Origin of the sequence: Streptomyces sp. NPDC006997 (assembly GCF_040635175.1) — a bacterium.
Lineage (GTDB): Bacteria > Actinomycetota > Actinomycetes > Streptomycetales > Streptomycetaceae > Streptomyces.
Genome location: NZ_JBEYHH010000006.1, coordinates 76,940 through 93,846, shown reverse-complemented (window position 1 = coordinate 93,846; position 16,907 = coordinate 76,940). Strand labels below are relative to the sequence as shown.

General features: G+C 70.1%; 13 protein-coding genes and 1 tRNA gene. 13 read left to right on the top strand and 1 reads right to left on the bottom strand.

Annotated features, from left to right (window positions below):
- Nucleotides 1-333 precede the first annotated feature (333 nt).
- Nucleotides 334-1,302: a DNA adenine methylase gene (locus tag ABZ659_RS07880; protein WP_360214661.1), complete on the top strand. Its 969-nt coding sequence runs from the start codon at nucleotides 334-336 to the stop codon at nucleotides 1,300-1,302.
- Between the two features lie 16 nt (nucleotides 1,303-1,318).
- Nucleotides 1,319-2,041 (top strand): helix-turn-helix domain-containing protein, encoded by a 723-nt coding sequence (locus ABZ659_RS07875; RefSeq protein ID WP_360214659.1) that lies wholly within the window; start codon nucleotides 1,319-1,321, stop codon nucleotides 2,039-2,041.
- 409 nt (nucleotides 2,042-2,450) lie between these two features.
- Here ABZ659_RS07875 and ABZ659_RS07870 read toward each other — a convergent pair.
- Nucleotides 2,451-2,522: transfer RNA gene (locus ABZ659_RS07870), tRNA-Arg, on the bottom strand.
- A gap of 168 nt (nucleotides 2,523-2,690) precedes the next feature.
- Between ABZ659_RS07870 and ABZ659_RS07865 the strand changes: the two genes are divergently transcribed.
- The 11 genes from ABZ659_RS07865 to prfA all read left to right on the top strand — a co-directional run bounded on the left by ABZ659_RS07865 (nucleotide 2,691) and on the right by prfA (nucleotide 16,838).
- The gene (locus ABZ659_RS07865) at nucleotides 2,691-3,188 is read left to right on the top strand and encodes a response regulator (RefSeq protein ID WP_360214657.1); all 498 of its coding nucleotides are present in this window, start codon (nucleotides 2,691-2,693) and stop codon (nucleotides 3,186-3,188) included.
- An 82-nt stretch (nucleotides 3,189-3,270) separates the two neighbouring features.
- Nucleotides 3,271-4,248: an ArgS-related anticodon-binding protein NrtL gene (nrtL, locus tag ABZ659_RS07860; RefSeq protein WP_360214655.1), complete on the top strand. Its 978-nt coding sequence runs from the start codon at nucleotides 3,271-3,273 to the stop codon at nucleotides 4,246-4,248.
- A gap of 59 nt (nucleotides 4,249-4,307) precedes the next feature.
- On the top strand, nucleotides 4,308-5,699 hold the full coding sequence (gene lysA, locus ABZ659_RS07855) for a diaminopimelate decarboxylase (protein WP_360214653.1): 1,392 nt from the start codon (nucleotides 4,308-4,310) through the stop codon (nucleotides 5,697-5,699).
- A gap of 166 nt (nucleotides 5,700-5,865) precedes the next feature.
- On the top strand, nucleotides 5,866-7,167 hold the full coding sequence (locus ABZ659_RS07850; RefSeq protein WP_360214651.1) for a homoserine dehydrogenase: 1,302 nt from the start codon (nucleotides 5,866-5,868) through the stop codon (nucleotides 7,165-7,167).
- Between the two features lie 6 nt (nucleotides 7,168-7,173).
- Entirely contained in the window at nucleotides 7,174-8,232 is a 1,059-nt protein-coding gene (gene thrC, locus ABZ659_RS07845) for a threonine synthase (RefSeq protein ID WP_360214649.1), read from the top strand.
- A gap of 339 nt (nucleotides 8,233-8,571) precedes the next feature.
- Nucleotides 8,572-9,570, top strand: coding sequence for a homoserine kinase (thrB, locus tag ABZ659_RS07840; RefSeq protein ID WP_360214647.1), 999 nt, complete (start codon nucleotides 8,572-8,574; stop codon nucleotides 9,568-9,570).
- Between the two features lie 407 nt (nucleotides 9,571-9,977).
- Nucleotides 9,978-11,996: a transcription termination factor Rho gene (gene rho, locus ABZ659_RS07835; protein ID WP_360214645.1), complete on the top strand. Its 2,019-nt coding sequence runs from the start codon at nucleotides 9,978-9,980 to the stop codon at nucleotides 11,994-11,996.
- A gap of 116 nt (nucleotides 11,997-12,112) precedes the next feature.
- Nucleotides 12,113-13,882 carry a trypsin-like serine protease gene (locus ABZ659_RS07830; protein ID WP_360214643.1) on the top strand — a complete coding sequence of 590 codons (1,770 nt, stop codon included), beginning with the start codon at nucleotides 12,113-12,115 and terminating at the stop codon, nucleotides 13,880-13,882.
- 223 nt (nucleotides 13,883-14,105) lie between these two features.
- The gene (locus tag ABZ659_RS07825; protein WP_360214641.1) at nucleotides 14,106-15,245 is read left to right on the top strand and encodes an LCP family protein; all 1,140 of its coding nucleotides are present in this window, start codon (nucleotides 14,106-14,108) and stop codon (nucleotides 15,243-15,245) included.
- Nucleotides 15,246-15,405: 160 nt separating this feature from the next.
- The gene (rpmE, locus tag ABZ659_RS07820; protein ID WP_360214639.1) at nucleotides 15,406-15,624 is read left to right on the top strand and encodes a 50S ribosomal protein L31; all 219 of its coding nucleotides are present in this window, start codon (nucleotides 15,406-15,408) and stop codon (nucleotides 15,622-15,624) included.
- Between the two features lie 146 nt (nucleotides 15,625-15,770).
- Nucleotides 15,771-16,838 carry a peptide chain release factor 1 gene (gene prfA / locus ABZ659_RS07815; protein ID WP_360214637.1) on the top strand — a complete coding sequence of 356 codons (1,068 nt, stop codon included), beginning with the start codon at nucleotides 15,771-15,773 and terminating at the stop codon, nucleotides 16,836-16,838.
- Nucleotides 16,839-16,907 lie beyond the last annotated feature (69 nt).

Sequence of the window (16,907 nt, the reverse complement as noted above, 5' to 3'; positions counted from 1 at the left end):
CACCTCCCGCGATCGTCCCGACAGCTACTGCCACCCAACCCGCCACTTCCATGTGCCCTCCGAGGGTGTCGTCATGACGGGCCGCAAGACCGAGCCTTGCGACGCCCCCGAGAGCCCTCGAAGACGAGGACTGTGGATGCGGCGAGACGCCCAATGTAGCCACCCAGGTCGCGCGAGAACAGAGGGCGACGAGGACCTGATGCGGGACAACCGACCGCCGTGGGCCTGGGCCCCTGGCCCACGCTGGGTGACAGAGCAGGCTGTATTGCGGATAATCCCCCGACGATTCCAAGGCAGGCATGGGGTTGCAACGCCCATGGCATAATGACCGCTATGACGCCACCCTTGATTACGATCAGCAAGCTCGCGAGTCTCGCGCGAGTGCCTCATGCTTTTCCTTATCAAGGGAGTAAACGGCAACTTGCCCACGTAATTCTTCCACTGATTCCCGACGACACCCCAAGGCTGCTTGAGCCCTTCGCCGGTTCCGCCGCGATCAGCGTCGCAGCGAGACACATCTCCGCTGTCGATACGGCGATCATCGGTGATGTCAACGAGCCGCTGATGACGCTATGGCGATCGATACTGCAAGACCATTCCTCACTGGCTGACTCGTACGAACGCCTATGGACCGAACAACTGGATGATCCGCGTTCTTACTACGAGGAGGTGAAACGAAAGTTCAACGCGACCCGTGAGCCCCAGTACTTCCTGTATCTACTGGCGCGCTGTGTAAAGGCGGCGGTCCGTTACAACCAGCAGGGTGAGTTCAATCAGGGAGCCGATCACCGAAGGCTGGGCACAAAGCCGGTGGCAATGCGTAAACGCTTGCTGGAGACATCTAACGCAATGACGGGCACAACAGTCAGAAGCGGTAGTTATCAAGCCATCCTTGCCTCCGCCCAGCCGGGCGATGTCGTGTACATGGATCCCCCGTACGAGGGGGTAACAAACGTCTCGGACCGCCGCTATATGCAAGGACTGGCGCGTTCTGAATTCGAGAACGACCTCGCTGCAGCCGTCAAGAGAGATGTGTCCTTCATCCTCTCCTACGACGGAGTCACGGGAACGAAACGCTACGGAACCCCATTGCCCGAGTCCCTCGGACTGCTGCACCTGCACCTTCATGCGGGACGCTCGTCCCAGGCGACCCTCCAGGGCCTCGACCATGTCACCATCGAGTCCCTGTACCTCTCCCCCGCGCTCGTGGAGCGCCTCGGAGGCGAACCCGCTGTTCTGGCGATCCTGGAACCCTCCTACAACCAGCCGCCCCTTCTCGATGACGCCTGCGACGCCCCGTGACATACAATGAGCGCTTATGCCTCACACGTACAGCGACGAGTTCGTCGCGTGGGTTCGCGGCCTGCAGTTCTCTCGGCGAGCACAAAGGGCGCTGGAGCACATCCTGGAGCACGGATCCGTCACCACAGCCGAACTGAACGGCATGGGTTACGACCATCCGCCCCGGGCCATCGGGGACCTCAGGGACGCCGGCGTAACCGTCGTGAAAGAGATGGTCACGGTCGATGGCCGCAGAATGGCACGGTACGCCCTCTTGGACCAGATAAACGCCAACGCATCCGGCATCGGCAGAAAGACCCTGTCCAAGCGTTTCCGTGAAGACCTGTACGACATGCACGGTCATAAATGCGCAATCTGTGGGGGGTCCTACACCAGCCGCGAACTCCAGGCGGACCATCGCGTGCCGTTCAGAATTGCCGGGGACTCCAGAGAACTACTCCTGGACGAGTTCATGCCCCTATGCGCCTCCTGCAACAGGGCGAAGTCCTGGACCTGCGAGAACTGCCCCAACTGGGAGCCCAGAGACAAGCACATGTGTACTGCGTGCCTGTGGGCGAGTCCTGACACGTACGGTCATATTGCGGGTACGGAGGAACGAAGGATCGCCGTAACCCTCCAGGGCGACCAGGTACACCTGCATGACCGCCTGAGCGCCGCCGCCGCGGCGGCCGGTGTCCCTGTGGATGAGTGGGTCAGAGAAAACCTGGAACTTCTTCTCGAGAACAACGAGACAAAGTAATGTAATGAGAGACCGGTACCAACGGTCCGAGGGGAAGCCCTCGCCAAGCGCGCCGAGACGGTGGTGCAGGGCGTCCCTTACATCCGCGGCGGGGCCAGTGGGCTCGACGCGGCACCGGAGCCCTGACCGCCGGCGTAGATGCCGGCCAAGCTGATCGTGTCGGGCCTTCCGCTGTCACGAAGCGGAGGTGAGCACATGAAGAAGTTCCGCGGAGGTGGGGAGCTGCGCCGAGCAGGCAGGAGTGCGAGACGTTTCGTGCCTCAACTCCATGGGGGCTGACGAACCTCCGGGAAACCCCAACGTGATCACTGTCATCCCAATGCGGAGTGCTGCGTCTAGCAGTACAGAGGCGAAGACCCCGTACCAGTCGTTTCCGCTGGTGACGGGGTCTTCAGGCACCTCAACAGGGTGCCCCCGGCAGGATTCGAACCTGCGCACACGGCTCCGGAGGCCGTTGCTCTATCCCCTGAGCTACGGGGGCGTGTCGGTCGCGGGATGTTGGTCGCGGCGACGGGTAGAACACTACCAGCTCCGGTGGGGTGTTCATGAACAGGTTTCGGAGGGGAGTATGGGCGTGGCCGGGTCCCCGGACGGGGTGGAAGTGGGGAAAACCCGGACGCGGTGGCCGGTGCGGACCTACTCTCAAGTTGTGCCAGGCGCGTCGGGCCGGGTGCTTGTTGTGGACGACAACAAGGTCATCCGGCAGCTGATCAGGGTCAACCTCGAACTGGAGGGCTTCGAGGTCGTGACCGCGGCCGATGGTGCCGAGTGTCTCGAAGTCGTGCATCAGGTGCGGCCCGACGTGGTCACCCTCGACGTCGTCATGCCCCGGTTGGACGGGCTGCGGACCGCCGCCCGGCTGCGGGGTGACCCGCGCACCCGGGACCTGCCCCTCGTCGTCGTCAGTGCCTGTACGCAGTACGAGGTCGAGAGCGGTCTCGACATAGGCGTCGACGCGTTCCTCGCGAAGCCCTTCGAGCCGGAGGAGCTGGTGCGGGTGGTGCGGGCGTTGGTCGAGGGGGCAGGAGGGGGCGAGCGCGCGTCGAGGGCTCCCACCGCCGTGGATGCGGACGGGGAGGGCGCGGAGCCCGCCGCCCTTGCCGCGTCGCCCGACAGCGACCCCTCCGTATCCGAGCCCGCCAGCTGATCGCGCACTCGGCCGTCCACATGCCGATACCCTCCGCAAACCTGCTCGCCTACCCACCCCCCTCCTCCCCTACGCTTGTCCCGTGACCCCCGTCGAGCTCTCCCGCACCGTGCTGCACGCCGTGCGTCGTGCCGTGGAGGACGGGGAGCTGAGCGTGACCGTCCCTGAGCGGGCTGTCGTCACCGCGCCCGGACCCGGGGGCCGGGGGGACTACGCCACCAACATCGCCCTGCGACTGGCACGCGATGCCCAGCAGCCCGCGACGCGCGTGGCCGACGTGGTGGGTGGGTACCTCCGGCGCGTCGAGGGGATCGGCGGGGTGTGGGTTACCGGGGGTGGGTTCATCAACCTCCAGGTCGCCGCCGACGCCCATCTTGGTCTTGTGCGGCGGATTCTGGCGGAGGGGCAGCGGTACGGGTACTCCCTCGCCCTCCACCAGCAGGTCGTCGAGCTGCTCGTGCCCCGTGAAGTGCGTGCCGAAGTCGTCGCGGGTGCTGTTGCGCGGATCGTCGCCTCGCAGGGCGGGGACGTCCGCATCCGGTGCGTCGCGCACGGGGAGCCCGCCGACCTCCGGCCCGTGCCCGCGCCCGACGACCCCGCCCCCCTCGGCCACGACGCCGCCCAGTGGGCCCTCCTCCACCCCGCCCCCCACGACCGGCCCCGTATCACCGCCGACCACCTCGTCCAGCGTGAGCAGAACCCCCTCTTCCGGGTGCGGTACGCCCACGCCCGGACCCGGGCCGCGCGTCGCAACGCCGCCGACCTCGGGTTCGGCCCGGAGGCCCACGCCGTGAGCGGGAGCGACACGCTGCTGCCTCTCCTCGCGGACTACCCCCGCGTCCTCACCGCCGCCGCCACCCACCGCGCCCCCGACCGTCTCGCCCGGCACCTCGTCACCGTCGCCGATGCCGTGCTGCCCCTGCTGCCGACCGTGCTGCCGCGCGGTGCCGAGAAACCCTCGGCCGCCCACCGCGCCCGGCTGGCCCTCGCCGAAGCCGCCGGTGCGGTGCTGGCCGGCGGCCTGTCCCTGCTCGGCATCGACGCACCCGACCACCTATGACCAGCCCAGCGGCCGAGCGGCCGCAGAGCTGAAGAGCCAGCGAGAGAGCCAGCGAAGACATGAGCCGTTCCGCACACCCCGCCGGGCCCCGGCACGCCGACGTCCTGCCCGAGGGGCACTACTCCGCGCCGCCCGCCGACCTCAACTCCCTCGACTCCAAGGTGTGGGCCGAGACCGTCAGCCGAAACGCGGAGGGCGTGCTCTCCGTGGGGGGCGTCGACGTCACGGCGCTGGCCGAGGAGTTCGGTACCCCCGCCTACATCCTCGACGAGGCCGACTTCCGTTCCCGCGCCCGCGCCTGGCGGACCGCCTTCGGGCCCGACGCCGACGTCTTCTACGCCGGCAAGGCGTTCCTCTCGCGGGCCGTCGTGCGGTGGCTGGACGAGGAGGGGCTGAATCTGGACGTGTGCTCGGGGGGCGAGCTGGCTACCGCGCTCTCCGCCGGGATGTCCGCCGAGCGGATCGCCTTCCACGGGAACAACAAGTCCGTCGAGGAGATCGAGCGGGCCGTGCGGGCCGGGGTCGGGCGGATCGTGCTCGACTCCTTCCAGGAGATCGCGCGGGTCGCGCACATCGCCGAGTCGCTCGGGAAGCGGCAGCGCGTGCAGATCCGCATCACCGTCGGGGTCGAGGCGCACACGCACGAGTTCATCGCCACCGCGCACGAAGACCAGAAGTTCGGCATTCCGCTGGCGGGCGGGCAGGCCGCCGAGGCCGTGCGGCGGGCGCTGCGGCTGGACGGGCTCGAACTGATCGGGATCCACTCCCACATCGGGTCGCAGATCTTCGACATGTCCGGGTTCGAGGTCGCCGCCCACCGGGTGGTGGGGTTGCTCAGGGAGATCCGGGACGAGCACGGGGTGGAGCTGCCCGAGATCGACCTCGGGGGCGGGCTGGGGATCGCGTACACCAGTGACGACGACCCCCGCGAGCCGCACGAGATCGCCAAGGCGCTGACTGAGATCGTCACGCGGGAGTGCGAGAGCGCCAGGCTGCGGACACCGCGGATCTCCGTGGAGCCGGGGCGGGCCATCGTCGGGCCCACCGCCTTCACCCTCTACGAGGTCGGCACCGTCAAGCCGCTCGACGGGCTGCGGACCTACGTCTCCGTCGACGGGGGCATGTCGGACAACATCCGCACCGCGCTCTACGACGCCGAGTACAGCGTCGCCCTCGTCTCCCGCGCCTCCGACGCCCCGCCGATGCTCTCGCGCGTCGTCGGCAAGCACTGCGAGAGCGGCGACATCGTGGTCAAGGACGCGTTCCTGCCCGCTGACCTGGCGCCGGGGGACCTGATCGCCGTACCGGCGACGGGTGCCTACTGCCGGTCCATGGCCAGCAACTACAACCACGTCCTACGGCCGCCCGTGGTCGCCGTGCGGGACGGGGAGGCCCGGGTCGTCGTGCGCCGGGAGACGGAGGACGACCTGCTGCGGCTCGACGTCGGGTGACACCCGGCCGCGGGGGGCGGGGGACGCCCGCCCCGGGGCGGAAGATCTTCCGTTCCTCCCTCCCGTGGAAATGAAATCGATGTCTCACGATCCGGACCAGGCACAGAAACTCCGGTCCGGTGAGTGAGACTGGAGCAACCTAGACGGTATGAGGAAACGAGGTCGGATGATGCGTACGCGTCCGCTGAAGGTGGCGCTGCTGGGCTGTGGGGTTGTCGGCTCAGAGGTGGCGCGCATCATGACGACGCACGCCGACGACCTCGCCGCCCGGATCGGGGCGCCCGTGGAGCTGGCCGGGGTCGCCGTACGGCGGGCCGGGAAGGCGCGGGAGGGGATCGCCCCCGAGCTGGTCACCACCGACGCCACCGCCCTCGTCAAACGCGGGGACATTGATGTCGTGGTGGAGGTGATCGGGGGGATCGAGCCCGCCCGCTCCCTCATCACCACCGCCTTCGAGCACGGGGCCTCCGTGGTGTCCGCCAACAAGGCGCTGCTCGCCCAGGAGGGCGCCGACCTGCACGCCGCGGCGGAGCAGCACGGGCGGGACCTCTATTACGAGGCCGCCGTCGCCGGGGCCATCCCGCTGATCCGGCCGCTGCGTGAGTCACTCGCCGGGGACAAGGTCAACCGGGTGCTCGGGATCGTCAACGGCACCACCAACTTCATCCTCGACAAGATGGACTCCACGGGCGCCGGGTACCAGGAGGCCCTCGACGAGGCCACCGCGCTCGGGTACGCCGAGGCCGACCCGACCGCCGACGTCGAGGGCTTCGACGCCGCCGCCAAGGCCGCCATCCTCGCCGGGATCGCCTTCCACACGCGCGTGCGCCTGGACGACGTGTACCGCGAGGGCATGGCCGAGGTGACCGCCTCCGACTTCGTCTCCGCGCGGGAGATGGGGTGCACCATCAAGCTGCTCGCCATCTGTGAGCGGGCCGAGGGCGGGGGGTCCGTCACGGCACGCGTGCACCCGGCCATGATTCCGCTCACGCATCCGCTCGCCTCCGTGCGCGGCGCGTACAACGCCGTGTTCGTGGAGTCGGACGCCGCCGGGCAGCTGATGTTCTACGGGCCCGGGGCGGGCGGCAGTCCCACCGCCTCCGCCGTGCTCGGCGACCTCGTCGCCGTCTGCCGCAACCGGCTCAACGGGGCCACCGGGCCCGGCGAGTCGGCGTACGCCGCGCTGCCGGTGTCGCCGATGGGCGAGGTCGTCACGCGGTACCACATCAGCCTGGACGTGGCGGACAAGCCCGGTGTGCTCGCCCAGGTGGCCACCGTGTTCGCCGAGCACGGGGTGTCCATCGACACCGTACGGCAGCAAGGCCGCCAGGACGGCGACGGCGAGGCGTCCCTCGTCGTCGTCACCCATCGCGCGTCCGACGCCTCCCTCACCGGGACCGTCGAGGCGTTGCGCAAGCTCGACACCGTGCGGGGTGTCGCCAGCATCATGCGGGTTGAAGGAGAGTAACCAGCAATGACCCACCAGTGGCGCGGAATCATCGAGGAGTACCGGGACCGGCTGCCCGTCTCCGACACCACGCCGGTCGTGACGCTCCGTGAGGGCGGCACGCCCCTCGTGCCCGCGCAGGTGCTCTCCGAGCGCACGGGCTGCGAGGTCCACCTCAAGGTGGAAGGCGCCAACCCCACCGGGTCCTTCAAGGACCGCGGCATGACCATGGCCATCAGCAAGGCCAAGGAGGAGGGCGCGAAGGCCGTCATCTGCGCCTCCACCGGCAACACCTCCGCCTCCGCCGCCGCGTACGCCGTGCGCGCGGGGATGGTCTCGGCCGTCCTCGTGCCGCAGGGCAAGATCGCGCTCGGCAAGATGGGGCAGGCGCTCGTGCACGGCGCGAAGATCCTCCAGGTCGACGGCAACTTCGACGACTGTCTGACGCTCGCCCGCGCGCTCAGCGACAACTACCCCGTGGCGCTGGTCAATTCGGTCAACCCGGTGCGCATCCAGGGGCAGAAGACGGCCGCGTTCGAGATCGTGGACATGCTCGGCGACGCGCCCGACATCCATGTCCTGCCGGTCGGCAACGCGGGCAACATCACCGCCTACTGGAAGGGCTACACGGAGTACGCCGCCGACGGCGTGGCCACCGGGACCCCGCGCATGTGGGGGTTCCAGGCGTCCGGCTCCGCGCCCATCGTGCGCGGTGAGGTGGTCAAGGACCCGTCGACCATCGCCACCGCCATCCGGATCGGCAACCCGGCCTCCTGGCAGTACGCGCTCGCCGCCCGTGACGAGTCCGGCGGGTTCATCGACGAGGTGACGGACCGTGAGATCCTGCGCGCCTACCGGCTGTTGGCCGCGCAGGAGGGCGTCTTCGTGGAGCCCGCCTCCGCCGCCTCCGTCGCGGGCCTGCTGAAGGCCGCCGAGCAGGGCAAGGTCGACCCCGGGCAGCGCATCGTGTGCACGGTCACCGGCAACGGTCTCAAGGACCCCGACTGGGCCGTCGCGGGCGCCCCGCAGCCCGTCACCGTCCCGGTCGACGCGGCGACGGCGGCCGAGCGGCTGGGCCTGGCCTGATCCGTACGGGTACCCGGCGCACGCCGAGTCGGACCGGGTACCCGTAGCGACTGGTGTAAACCCCCCGTGGGCGGGAAACACGTCCACCGAGGTCAATCCCCACGGAGGAGGCACAGGGGGCTTACGACACGCATCGTGCGCCTCCTGTGCGCCCTATGTCGCCACAGAACCTTCCTTCGATAAGCTGTACTGAACCCGCCTCCCGCATATGCCCGTCGAGGGCGCGGTGCGGTGCCCGTCGAGGGTCCGGTGCCGAGCGGCCCGAGGGGTCGGGGTTCCCGTACGTATCGACTTCGAATGTCTTCGACAATCACGCAGCTCAAGGAGAGTCAGCGAGCGATGGCCGGTCCAGCGTTCCGCGCCGCCGCCGTCCGGGTGCGCGTCCCCGCCACCAGCGCCAACCTCGGCCCGGGCTTCGACGCCCTCGGCCTCGCGCTGGGCTTGTACGACGACGTCGTCGTCCGGGTGGCCGACTCCGGGCTGCACATCGACATCGCGGGCGAGGGCAGTGAGACCCTCCCGCGCGACGAGAGCCATCTCCTCGTCCGCTCCCTGCGCACCGCCTTCGACCTCCTCGGCGGCCAGCCCCGCGGCCTGGAGATCGTCTGCGCCAACCGCATCCCGCACGGCCGCGGCCTCGGCTCGTCCTCCGCCGCCATCTGCGCCGGGATCGTCGCCGCCCGCGCCGTGACCATAGGCGGCGAGGCCCGCCTCGACGACGCCGCCCTGCTGGAGCTGGCCACCGAGATCGAGGGCCACCCCGACAACGTCGCCGCCTGTCTGCTCGGCGGCTTCACCCTGTCCTGGATGGAGGCGGGCGCCGCGCGGGCGATCAGGATGGAGCCCGCCGGTTCCATCGTTCCGGTGGTTTTCGTACCCGGGAAGCCGGTCCTCACCGAGACCGCGCGCGGTCTCCTCCCGCGCACCGTCCCGCACGTCGACGCCGCCACCAACGCGGGCCGTGCCGCCCTGCTCGTCGAGGCCCTCACCCGGCGCCCCGAGCTGCTGCTGCCCGCCACCGAGGACCGCCTCCACCAGGAGTACCGCGCCCCCGCCATGCCGGAGAGCGCCGCGCTGGTGGAGCGGCTGCGCGCCGACGGCGTCCCGGCGGTGATCTCCGGCGCCGGGCCCACCGTGATGGCGCTGGCGGACGCGGACAGCGCCGACAAGGTCGAGGCGCTGGCCGGCTCGGGCTGGGCCGCCAACCGGCTCGGGCTCGATCTCGGGGGCGCGAGCGTGCTGCCGCTCGCGACCACCACCAAACCCGGTGCCACCAGCGAGAACGCCGACGCCGACAGCGGTCGTGGCACGGCCGGTGACCTCGGCGTCGGTAAATAAAGTGGGCGGTTGCCGGATTTCGAGAGGGGGAATGTTTGTTGGATCCGGTAGTGTTAACCTCAAGTCTGCACCCGACCCCACCATGGCGAGGTGCCTCGTGTCCCCGTCCGGGACAGACATTCTTCCGGGAGCTCCCCAAGCCGCACTGTGTTTCGTACCTCGTATGCGGGCAGTACGTCGTACGTCGACACTGAGCGGACCTGCGGGCACGCTCCGGAACCGGTGCGACCACGCCACGTGACACTGGGTGCCACGGCTCGTCGGGGTTGCGCCAATCACCAGATATCTCTTCCGCCTCTTTGGCGGACCACCGCCCCGGCATGGTCCACACAGCGAGGACCTAGCCGGACAGCACAACCGGTCGCCGAGCCAGACAGGCCGACGTCCGCTCCAGGGAAGGACCCTTCGTGAGCGACACCACCGATCTGATGGGCGCACGTGTCGAGGAGACCGCTGCCGCGCCCGCTACGGACGCCTCCGCGCCTGCCACCGGTGCCGGCTCCCGGCGGCGCCGCGGTACCGGCCTTGAGGGCATGGTGCTGGCCGAGCTGCAACAGGTCGCATCCGGCCTCGGCATCAGGGGCACCGCGCGGATGCGCAAGAGCCAGCTGATCGAGGTCATCAAGGAGGCGCAGGCGTCCGGTGGCGCCCCGGCCAAGGCCGCCGACGCCGCCACCGAGACCAAGCCGAAGCGCCGGGCCACCGCGCGGACCCGTACCGGTGACGGCGCCGAGAAGGCCGGGAAGAAGGCGGAGACGGCCACCGAGGCCCCCGCCGAGAAGCCCGCCGCCGCCAAGGCCGAGCAGGCCGCGGCCCAGCAGCAGATCGAGATCCCGGGCCAGCCCGCCGGGGACACCTCCCGCGAGGACGCCCCCGCCGAGCGCCGTCGTCGCCGCGCCACCGCCGAGGCGGGCAGCCCCGAGACGGTCACCGCCGAGGCCAAGAGCGAGCCGAAGGCCGAGACTCCCGCGCACGCCCAGCAGCAGGGTCAGGGCCAGCAGGGCGACGCCGGTGACGGCGGTGAGGGCCGCCGCCGCGACCGCCGTGAGCGCGGCCGGGACCGCGACCGCGGTGACCGCGGTGACCGCGGCGACCGGCGCAAGGGCGACGACCAGCAGCGCGGCGGCCAGCAGCAGGGCGGCGGGCGCCAGGACCGTGGACAGCAGCGGGCCGACGAGGACGGGGACGACTTCGAGGGTGGCCGCCGTGGCCGCCGTGGCCGCTACCGGGACCGTCGGGGCCGTCGGGGCCGCGACGACGTGCAGGAGCCGCAGATCACCGAGGACGACGTCCTGATCCCCGTCGCGGGCATCCTGGACATCCTCGACAACTACGCGTTCATCCGTACGTCCGGCTACCTGCCCGGCCCGAACGACGTGTACGTCTCCCTCGCCCAGGTCCGCAAGAACGGCCTGCGCAAGGGCGACCACGTCACCGGTGCGGTGCGGCAGCCCAAGGAAGGCGAGCGGCGCGAGAAGTTCAACGCGCTGGTCCGTCTGGACTCCGTCAACGGCATGGCGCCCGAACACGGCCGTGGCCGCCCGGAGTTCAACAAGCTGACCCCGCTGTACCCGCAGGACCGGCTCCGCCTGGAGACCGACCCGGGCGTGCTGACCACCCGGATCATCGACCTCGTGTCGCCGATCGGCAAGGGCCAGCGCGGTCTGATCGTGGCCCCGCCGAAGACCGGCAAGACCATGATCATGCAGGCGGTCGCCAACGCGATCACCCACAACAACCCCGAGTGCCACCTGATGGTCGTCCTGGTCGACGAGCGTCCGGAAGAGGTCACCGACATGCAGCGGTCGGTCAAGGGCGAGGTCATCTCCTCGACCTTCGACCGCCCGGCCGAGGACCACACCACGGTCGCCGAGCTGGCCATCGAGCGCGCCAAGCGCCTGGTGGAGCTGGGTCACGACGTGGTCGTCCTGCTGGACTCGATCACCCGTCTGGGCCGCGCCTACAACCTGGCCGCCCCGGCCTCGGGCCGCATCCTGTCCGGTGGTGTCGACTCCACCGCCCTGTACCCGCCGAAGCGCTTCTTCGGTGCGGCCCGCAACATCGAGGACGGCGGCTCGCTGACCATCCTCGCCACCGCCCTGGTGGACACCGGGTCCCGCATGGACGAGGTGATCTTCGAGGAGTTCAAGGGCACCGGCAACATGGAGCTGAAGCTCGACCGGAAGCTCGCCGACAAGCGGATCTTCCCGGCGGTGGACGTGGACGCGTCCGGCACCCGTAAGGAAGAGATCCTGCTCGGCAACGAGGAACTGGCGGTCGTCTGGAAGCTGCGCCGGGTGCTGCACGCGCTCGACCAGCAGCAGGCCATCGAGCTGCTCCTCGACAAGATGAAGCAGACCAAGTCGAACGTCGAGTTCCTGATGCAGATCCAGAAGACGACGCCGACGCCCGGCAACGGCGACTGAGCCGGACCTGCGCAAACGGAACGGGCCGTCCCCAGGGGCGGCCCGTTCCGCGTGTCAGTGGCCCGGGGTAGGATCACGGCTCTTCCTCGAACTCGTGATCCCTAGGGGGGACTTCCATGGGCACACCCATGTCCGGGGGCGGTCGGCGTAGACGCCGGATACGCATCGCCCTGCCCGTCGCCGCGGCCTCCGTGGCCGCGGCCGTCGCCGCCGCGCTGCTGACCTCGTCCGCCAGCGCGGCCGCCGCGCAGCCCGGCCCGCCCGCCGTGACGCAGCACGCCTCGCCCTCGCTCTCCGAGCTGAAGCAGCGCGTCGCCGATGCCGCCGCCAGCGACGACACCGCGGGGGAGGCCGCCAAGTCCTCCTACAGCGCCTCCAGCGGCGTCGACGCGAAGATCATCGGTGGTACCACCACCAGCATCACGAGCGCGCCGTGGATGGCCCAGCTCTGGTACTACGACGAGGCCAACGACTTCGGCTTCTTCTGCGGCGGCGCCGTCGTCGCCCCGACGAAGATCCTCACCGCCGCGCACTGCGTGCAGGGCTACGACTGGTACGCCAACGGCGCGGTCGTCACCGGCACCGCGCAGCTCGCCGACGACGACCTGTACGGCGGGACCGTCAGCGGCGTCTGGCGGCAGTGGAACCACCCGTCGTACAGCGCCCACACCCTCGACAACGACATCGCGGTCCTCACCCTGCCCAACCCGGTGAAGGCCACCCCGATCCGGATGACGACGGCCAGCGACACGTCGTCCTACGCCGCCGGGACCCAGGCCAAGGTCTACGGCTGGGGCCGCACCAGCTCCACCTCCCAGGACATCTCCCAGGCCCTGAAGGTGGCCACGCTCCCGATCCAGTCCGACACCACCTGCTCCGGCTTCTACGGCGCCGACTTCGTCAAGGGCCACATGGTCTGCGCGGGCACCCCCGCCACCGGCAGCGACACCGGCACCACGAGCCCCTGCAACGGCGACTCCGGCGGTCCGCTGGTCGTGAACAACCGCATCGTGGGCGTCGTCTCCTGGGGTGTGACGGACTGTGTCGCGGAGGGCGCCTACAGCGTCTTCAGCAAGGTCAGGACGTACGTGGGCGCCGCCTACCCGCGCGTCGACGACACCAACCTCAGCGGTGACCACCGGGCCGACCTGTGGGTGCGCAGCAGCTCCACCTACACCGGCTACGAGAAGGACTCCCAGGGCACCTCGTTCGGCAGCCGCCAGTCCTGGGGCAGCTTCAAGGGCTTCAACACCGTCCTCCAGACCGACTTCGACCGGGACGGCTACCAGGACCTGATCGTCCGGCGCGTCTCCGACGGCGACGTGTTCTGGCTGCACTGGGTGCCCGCCAGCGGCTCCTGGGCCACCACCAAGATCCGCGACAACTGGAAGAGCCGCACCCGCATCAGCGCCCCCGGCGACGTCACCGGCGACTACCTGCCCGACCTGATGAGCGTCGACTCCACCGGCCAGATGTGGGTCTACAAGGGCACCGGCACCGGCTCCTTCTCCGGCCGCGTCGCGGTCGGCGGCACCGGCTGGAGGCAGTACGACCAGATCGTCGGCCACGGTGACTTCACCGGCGACGGGAACACCGACCTGATCGCGCGCACCCGCAGCAACGGCTACGTCTACCTGTACAAGGGCACCGGCTCGGCCACCTCGCCCTTCCCGTCCCGGGTCAAGGTGCGCACCTGGAGCACCTCCGGGTACGACAAGCTCACCGCGGTCGGTGACGTCAACGGCGACGGCCGCGCCGACCTGCTCGCCCGCACACCGGGTGGCACGCTCTACCTCTACAAGGGCACCGGCAAGGCCACCAGCGAGATCTTCGCCACGCGGATCAACGTCGGCACCGGCTACCAGGGGTACGACATCTGGGGCTGACGGTCCCGCAAGCCGCGGGTGAGGTCCGGTGCTCCGGGCCCCCGTACGACCACGCAGCGTGCCCATCGCCTCCGGCGGTGGGCACAGCGCGTCGTATGACCCTGCTCCCCGGTGTCCCCGTCCCGCCTCCCGAGGGACGATGGTGAACGGGCCCGCACGGGCCACCGACCATGTCCGCGCCTCACCGCAGGGGGTAACCGACCGGACGAGAACCGAGGAGCACATGGCTGCCGAGAGCACGCCGGGAACCGGCACACCAGGCACACCAGGCACCCCAGGCCCCCGCCGCCGCGCCCGGGGCCGCCGCCGCGGGCCCCGCGGTGGACGCCGTACGGGCGTCCTCGTCGCCGCCTGGGCCGCGGCGGGCGTCGTCGTCCTCGGCGGCGCCGGGGCCGGGTACGTCTACCTCAAGCTCAACGGCAACCTGGAGAGCGTCGACATCGACCACGCCCTCGGCACCGACCGGCCCACCAAGGTCGACGACGGCTCCGAGAACATCCTCGTCCTCGGCTCGGACACCCGCTCCGGCTCCAACAAGGCCCTGGGCGGCGGCGCCGACGACGGCAGCGCCCGCTCCGACACGGCGATGGTCGTGCACGTCCACGAGGGCCACAGGAAGGCCAGCGTCGTCTCCATCCCGCGCGACACCCTCATCGACCGGCCCGAGTGCACCGACACCGACGGCGACGTCCATCACGCCGTCAGGGGCGTGATGTTCAACTCCGCGTACTCCACCGGCGGCGCCGCCTGCGCCGTGAAGACCGTCGAGTCGCTCACCGGCATCCGCATGGACCACTACCTGGAGGTCGACTTCAGCGGCTTCCGGAAGCTGGTCGACGAACTCGGCGGCGTCCGGGTCACCACCACCGAGGACATCCGGGACCCCGAGAGCCACCTCGACCTCGGGGCCGGGACCCACCGGCTCACCGGCGAGCAGGCGCTCGGCCTGGTCCGCACCCGGCACGGCGTCGGCGACGGCTCCGACCTCGGCCGCATCCAGCTCCAGCAGGCGTTCCTCAAGGCCCTGGTCGAGCAGGTCGGGGACGTCGGCCTGCTCACCAGCCCCAAGAAGCTCTACGACCTCGCCGACACCGCCACCCAGGCCGTCACCACCGACTCCGACCTGGGCTCGGTGAACTCCCTGATGTCCTTCGCGGCCGGGCTCAAGGGCATCGGCGCCGACCACATGACCATGGTCACCATGCCGGTCCGGTACGACCCCGCCGACCCCGACCGCGTCGTCGTCGCCGAGAAGCACGCGGACCGGGTGTGGAAGGCGCTGAAGCAGGACCGGCCGATCCCCAGGTCGGCCACCGAGGGCATGGCGACCGGTGAGGCCGAGGGCGTCGTCAGCGCCCCCTGAGCGGCGTGGCAGGCCTCCCGCGACCCCCGGGGAATAGATCACCCCCACCCCCCGTTTTGGGGGATGGCCCCAGTCCTGGCAGACTGGTACGTCGGCTCCGGTTCACGCCCCCGCACCCCGCGGCTGCGACCCGGCGCCCTCCCGAAACCTAGGAGACACCTTGAAGCGCGACATCCACCCCGAGTACGTCGAGACGCAGGTCAGCTGCACCTGTGGCGCGTCGTTCACCACTCGCAGCACGATCCAGAGCGGCGCCATCCGTGCCGAGGTCTGCTCCGAGTGCCACCCGTTCTACACGGGCAAGCAGAAGATCCTCGACACCGGTGGCCGTGTGGCCCGCTTCGAGGCCCGCTTCGGCAAGGCCGCCGGCAAGAAGTAGCGAGCCGCCAGCGCCGGTCCACGGCAGCGCCCTCCGCATCCCGGGGGGCGCGCCGGGGACCGGCGTTTTTGGTCGCGCCACCCCGGCCCCCCGCGGGGCGCCTCGCCCGTCTTACCGTCGCACGTCCGTCATTTCAGGAGCCCAAGATGTTCGAGGCCGTTGACGACCTCGTCGCCGAGCACGCCGATCTGGAGAAGCAGCTCGCCGATCCGTCGGTCCACGCCGACCAGGCCAACGCGCGCAAGCTCAACAAGCGCTACGCCGAGCTGACCCCGATCGTCGCCACGTACCGCTCCTGGAAGCAGACCGGCGACGACATCGAGACCGCGCGCGAACTCGGCGCCGACGACCCGGAGTTCGCCGCCGAGGTCAAGGAGCTGGAGAAGCACCGCGAGGAGCTGACCGAGAAGCTGCGCCTGCTGCTCGTCCCGCGCGACCCCAGCGACGACAAGGACGTGATCCTGGAGATCAAGGCGGGCGCGGGCGGCGACGAGTCCGCCCTGTTCGCCGGTGACCTGCTGCGCATGTACCTGCGGTACGCCGAGCGGGTCGGCTGGAAGACCGAGATCATCGACGCCACCGAGTCCGAGCTGGGCGGCTACAAGGACGTCCAGGTCGCCGTGAAGACCCGCGGTCAGACCGAGCCCGGGCACGGCGTGTGGGCGCGGCTGAAGTACGAGGGCGGCGTGCACCGCGTGCAGCGGGTGCCCGCGACCGAGTCGCAGGGCCGCATCCACACCTCCGCGGCCGGTGTCCTCGTCACCCCCGAGGCCGAGGAGGTGGACGTCGAGATCAACCCCAACGACCTGCGGATCGACGTCTACCGGTCCTCCGGGCCCGGCGGGCAGTCCGTCAACACCACCGACTCCGCGGTGCGCATCACGCACCTGCCCTCCGGGGTCGTCGCCTCCTGCCAGAACGAGAAGAGCCAGCTCCAGAACAAGGAGCAGGCCCTGCGTATCCTGCGTTCCAGGCTGCTCGCCATGGCGCAGGAGGAGGCGGAGCGGGAAGCCGCCGACGCCCGCCGCAGCCAGGTCCGCACCGTCGACCGCTCCGAGAAGATCCGCACCTACAACTTCCCGGAGAACCGCATCTCGGACCACCGCGTCGGCTTCAAGGCGTACAACCTGGACCAGGTCCTGGACGGCGAACTCGACGCGGTCATCCAGGCGTGCGTCGACGCGGACTCGGCCGCCAAGCTCGCCGCCGCGTGACCGCGTAGACCGCGTAGACCGCGTAAGCCGTGTAACCCCAAGACAGCCCGACAGCTCGGACAGCTCGGA